A 3,941-nucleotide genomic window follows, 5' to 3' on the forward strand; every position below is an offset into this window, starting at 1 on the left:
GAGGCTGGGGCCGGGCTGAGAGGCTGGGGCTGAGAGGCTGGGGCTGTGCGGGTGGCGGCGGGAGGGCGCGATGACGTCCGGGCCGACGTTGGCTGCTTCCAGACGCCGGTCTTCTCCCGCGGGCGGAGAAGACAGCGTGCCGCCGGGCGACCGGTAGTTGGCTATTCGACGCTGATGGTCTGGGTCAGGGTGTGGCTGGCGCCGGGGGCGAGTTCGATGACGTCCGGGCCGGCGTTGGCCGCTTCCAGGCAGACGTAGTCGCGCCAGCCCTCGCCCACGTCGGCCATCTTCTTGCCGGCTTCTTCGCCCGGGTTCCAGGCCACCAGCGAGCGGCTGCCTTCGGTGGCGATGACGATGCGGCGGCCGAGTACCGGGTCGGTGAGGGTGTAGCGGCCGCCGGCGTTGGTGTAGATGCGGTCGCTGCGGCCGGGGTCGCGCGGGTCGCGCAGGCTCCAGTCGCCCTGCTGACGGTGAGCGGTGGCGTAGTTCTCGTATTTATCGAGGTAATCCAGCCCGTCCAGGCCCTGTACGCTGACCTTGAGCGCATCGCCAACGTGGAAATAGTTGTGCAGCGCCTGGGTAAAACGCACCGCGGCGGCGCTGGTGTTTTCGGTGATCAGGCGTTGCTCCACGGTGCGACCGATGCGCAGCGTCATGCGCAGGCGCAGCGCCAGGTCGTCGAACCTCGGCGGGGTGAGCGTGAGCACCACGGTGCCGTCGTCCTCGCGGTGGCTCTCGGTGAGCTGCCATGCCACCGTGCGCACGAAGCCATGCGCAGGCACATCGCCGGTCTGGTCCTGGCGGCCGAAGTATGGCCAGCACACCGGCGCGCCGCCGCGGATCGGGGTCGGCGGCTGCTGGGCGCTGGGCGAGAGCCACATCACGTCCTGCCCGCCCTTGGGCACGAACGACAGCAGCTGGCCGCCGAACAGGCTGATGGCGGCGGTGGAGAACGGGGTGTCGATCAGCAACGACGGGAAACCATGGAAATCGCCTGTGGTCAGGCCGGTGGTGTCGGACATGGGGGATGCCTTGTGGACGATGGGGGATTGGGCGAAGGCGGGGTACGCGGCCGGCAGCTTGAATGCGGTGGCGCGTATTGCGGCCATGCCGGTGAGCGCTGGGGCGGCACGCAGTGCGGTGAGGATGCGCTGGCCGGGGCGACCGTCGGCCGGTTGCAGGCCCAGGCGGGTCTGTTCGACCTGAATGGCGCGGCGGGTGGCGCTGCCGACCATGCCGTCGGCTTCGCCGATCTGGTGACCGCGGGCGAGCAGCAACTGCTGCAGTTCGCGCCGTTCCGGGCGGCCCAGGCCGGGGTCGTCGGTGGGCCAGGCGGCGGCCAGGCCGGGGCCGCCGCGCAGGCGGTCGGCCAGCAGGGCGATCGACAGCGCATAGCTTTCCGCGGCGTTGTAGGCATAGATCGCGTCGTAATTGCGGAACACCAGGAACGCCGGGCCGGTGGCTCCGGCCGGCAACAGCAAGGCGGCGGGAGTGTCTGCCGGTAGGCCGGCCGGTGCGAGCGGTTTGCCATCGGTGCCGAGCAGGCCGGCGTTTTGCCAGGCTTGCAGCGGTTGGCGGCGGGTGCGGCCGGCCTTGCTGGCGTCGAAGCCGCGCGGCAGCGTGACTTCCATGCCCCACGGGCGGGCGCGCTCCCAGCCGGCCTTGACCAGATAGTTGGCGGTGGAGGCCAGTGCATCGGGAATGCTGGCGACCAGATCGCGGCGGCCGTCGCCATCGCCATCCACCGCGATGCGGGCGTAGGTCGAGGGCATGAATTGGGTCTGCCCGAACGCGCCGGCCCAGGAGCCGGTGAGCCCATCGGCGGACAGATCGCCTTGTTGCAGCAGGCCGAGCAAGGCGAGGAATTCGCCACGGAAGAACGGTTGGCGGCGGCCTTCGCACGCCAGCGTGGCCAGCGACGCCAGCAGCGGGCGCTTGCCGGTGACGCGGCCGTAGTCGCTTTCCACGCCCCACACCGCGACGATGGTGGCCGGGTCCACGCCGGTCTGTTCGGACAGGCGGGTCAGCAGCTCATGGTGGGTAACCAGCATGGCCTGGCCGTCGGTGACGCGCTGGCTGTCGACCAGGCTGGCCAGGTAATCCCAGATCGGTGTGGTGAATTCGGGCTGGGCATCGAGTAGCGGCAGCACGCTGCGATCGGGCGCCAGGCCGGTGGTGAAGCGCTGGAAGCTGGCGGCGTCCACGCCCTTGGCCGCGGCCTGGGTCTGCAGCCCGGCCAGGCAACGGTCGAAGGCCGGGTCGGCATAGGCAGCCAGCGGCAGCAGTCCCATCAATAACGGCAGTGCGCGCTGGGGCAGCGTCATGGCACGGTGGCCAGCGGATGGGCGGACGTCATGCGGTGGAGGGCTCCTGCGCGGCTGGTCGAGCCGACGAGCATAGCCAACCTGACTGGTTGCAGGCGTGCAGGTGGTCGCGAGGGTGATGCGTAGCGAGGTGGAGCCCGCTGCAGCCAGTGCCGCCCGTACTGCGGTTGGCCGACGGGCTTAGCTGCCGTCGCCGGCGATCCCGGTGAGCAGCGACAGGGCCGGCGTCGATGCGGCGCCATCGGCCACCCGGCGCGTGCTGGCACGGCGCGGGGCATCGTGGCGTGGGCCGAAGCGAATCAGTGCAGTGGCCACGCAGGCGGGCAGCACAACCGCGAACATGACCGCCGCCAGGAGCACCCATTGCCAGAGATTGAAGGTTGCCATGATCCCAGTCCCACCCCGCGGCGGAGTTCGCCAGCGCGGCAAGCTTCCGGGATCGGCTGCGAACGTGGCGTCGACAAACGGCGGGTCTGGATGCCGTTCGTCGGGCTGAACCGGGCTTTTGGGCTGCGCGTTGGGGTGCGGACGTGGTTGGGGTTGCCTGGGCTCTGGTAGCAACTGGCCTGGGTCCTGCTCAGCGCGCGTCGAGGTAGTACCAGTGGCCGGCTTCGCGCACGAAACGGCTGTGTTCGGTCATGCGCACCGCGCTGCCGCCACCGATGCGATAGCGCGCCAGAAAGATCACCTCGGCGGTGTCGGGGCCGGTCGCGAGGGCGCGCTGTACGGTCAGGCCGAGCCAGGTGGTGCGCCCGCCTTCGTCCAGCGACAGCTCCGGTGGGCGCGTGGACGGATGCCAGCTGGCGAGCAGGTAGGCGGTATCGCGGCGCACATAGGCGCTGTAGCGGGCGCGCATCAGGGTCTCGGCGTCGGGCGCGGCGGCGCCGGCGTGGTAAGGGCCACAGCACTGCGCGTAGTTGGCGGGGCGGCCGCAGGGACAGGGGTCGGTGGGTGTGGAGGTTGGCATGCGGGGATTGTGCGGGATGGGATTGGGGATTGGGGCGTTGTTTAGCAGCCTCTTATCGAACAACACGAGGCTTTGCCCCGTACCGTCACCCCAACCCCTCTCCCGCGGGGAGAGGGGCTTTGGATGCCGTGATCTGATGTTGCACGGTCTCCATTGGCGTGTGCGTGGATGACACGGGGCAGGCATCGGCTACTGCTGATGCTGATACTGCAGCTCACGACGCGGCTACACCTGCCGCGATTGCGTTCGCTGTTGCTGCGGCGCGCGACCTCGGTGCACTCGCTATGCTGTGGCCCCTATTGTGCGGAGCGTGGCCTTGCTGGAATTGATTCCCACCGAATTGCCCTGGCTGCTGTGCATCGCATTCGTTGCCGGGCTGGTGGATGCGGCGGTGGGTGGCGGTGGGTTGATCCAGTTGCCGGGCCTGTTTGCGACGCTGCCGCAGCAGGCGCCGTCGCTGATTCTGGGCACTAACAAGTTCAGCGCAATGTTCGGCACCGCGGCGTCGGCGTGGCGGTATGCGCGCACTGTGCGCTTTCCGTGGCGGCCGGTGCTGTATGCAACGGTGGCGGCGTTTACGTTTTCGTTTCTGGGCGCGACCGCCGTCAGCCTGATGCCCAAGCAGGCGGTGCGGCCGCTGATTCTGGTGC

4 protein-coding genes are annotated in these 3,941 nt (G+C 69.5%); 1 reads left to right on the forward strand and 3 read right to left on the reverse strand.

The features are described from left to right. Positions 1-161: 161 nt before the first annotated feature. From OZ10_RS19780 to OZ10_RS19790, 3 genes are all read right to left on the reverse strand, one after another. Entirely contained in the window at positions 162-2,324 is a 2,163-nt protein-coding gene (locus tag OZ10_RS19780; protein WP_039566760.1) for a lytic murein transglycosylase, read from the reverse strand. 180 nt (positions 2,325-2,504) lie between these two features. Next, positions 2,505-2,711: a hypothetical protein gene (locus OZ10_RS19785; RefSeq protein WP_039415528.1), complete on the reverse strand. Its 207-nt coding sequence runs from the start codon at positions 2,709-2,711 to the stop codon at positions 2,505-2,507. 190 nt (positions 2,712-2,901) lie between these two features. Continuing rightward, positions 2,902-3,291: a YchJ family protein gene (locus OZ10_RS19790; protein ID WP_039415530.1), complete on the reverse strand. Its 390-nt coding sequence runs from the start codon at positions 3,289-3,291 to the stop codon at positions 2,902-2,904. A 316-nt stretch (positions 3,292-3,607) separates the two neighbouring features. On the opposite strand from OZ10_RS19790, the gene OZ10_RS19795 reads away from it, so the two are divergent. Then, a partial coding sequence (locus OZ10_RS19795) for a sulfite exporter TauE/SafE family protein (RefSeq protein WP_202903047.1) occupies positions 3,608-3,941 on the forward strand: 334 nt, incomplete at its 3' end.

Source organism: Xanthomonas cannabis pv. cannabis (assembly GCF_000802365.1).
Classification (GTDB): domain Bacteria; phylum Pseudomonadota; class Gammaproteobacteria; order Xanthomonadales; family Xanthomonadaceae; genus Xanthomonas; species Xanthomonas cannabis.

Bases quoted from the DNA above. Each gene is read 5' to 3' on its own strand.
- OZ10_RS19790 (WP_039415530.1), bottom strand. From the start codon at position 3,291: ATGCCAACCTCCACACCCACCGACCCCTGTCCCTGCGGCCGCCCCGCC.
- OZ10_RS19785 (WP_039415528.1), bottom strand. From the start codon at position 2,711: ATGGCAACCTTCAATCTCTGGCAATGGGTGCTCCTGGCGGCGGTCATG.
- OZ10_RS19780 (WP_039566760.1), bottom strand. From the start codon at position 2,324: ATGACGCTGCCCCAGCGCGCACTGCCGTTATTGATGGGACTGCTGCCG.